We start from the raw sequence: 448 nt of genomic DNA, 5'->3' as shown, positions 1-448 counted from the left end.
CCTCGGGCGACCAGGTCGGCGAAGAACTCCTTCCAGGCTGGAGCGGTCTCGCTGGTGGACACGCGCACCCCCAGCACTTCGCGGTGTCCGTCATTGTTGACTCCGGTGGCAACCAGAACCGCGCACGAGACGACGCGTCCTCCTTCGCGTACTTTCATGGTCAGTGCGTCAGCGGCGACGAAGGTGAAAGGCCCGGCATCGTGGAGGGGCCGGTTGCGGAACTGGTCCACGTGTTCGTCGAGGTCTGTTGCCATCCGTGAGACCTGGGACTTGGACAGTCCTGTGATCCCCAGGGTTTTGACGAGCTTGTCCATACGGCGCGTGGATACTCCTGCCAGGTAGCAGTCAGCGACCACTGTGATCAACGCGGTTTCACAGCGTTTGCGCCGTTGCAGTAACCATTCTGGGAAGTAGGTGCCTGAGCGCAGCTTGGGGATCGCCACGTCGA

1 protein-coding gene is annotated in these 448 nt (G+C 62.1%); it reads right to left on the bottom strand.

Translation table 11 applies throughout. The features are described from left to right. Positions 1-448, bottom strand: a 448-nt coding sequence (locus tag AB8C10_RS09245; protein ID WP_368867559.1) for an IS256 family transposase, incomplete at both ends; no start/stop codon positions are given.

The organism is Rothia mucilaginosa, from assembly GCF_964210535.1.
Taxonomy (GTDB): domain Bacteria; phylum Actinomycetota; class Actinomycetes; order Actinomycetales; family Micrococcaceae; genus Rothia; species Rothia mucilaginosa_F.
This window is presented reverse-complemented; position numbering and strand designations above follow the sequence as displayed.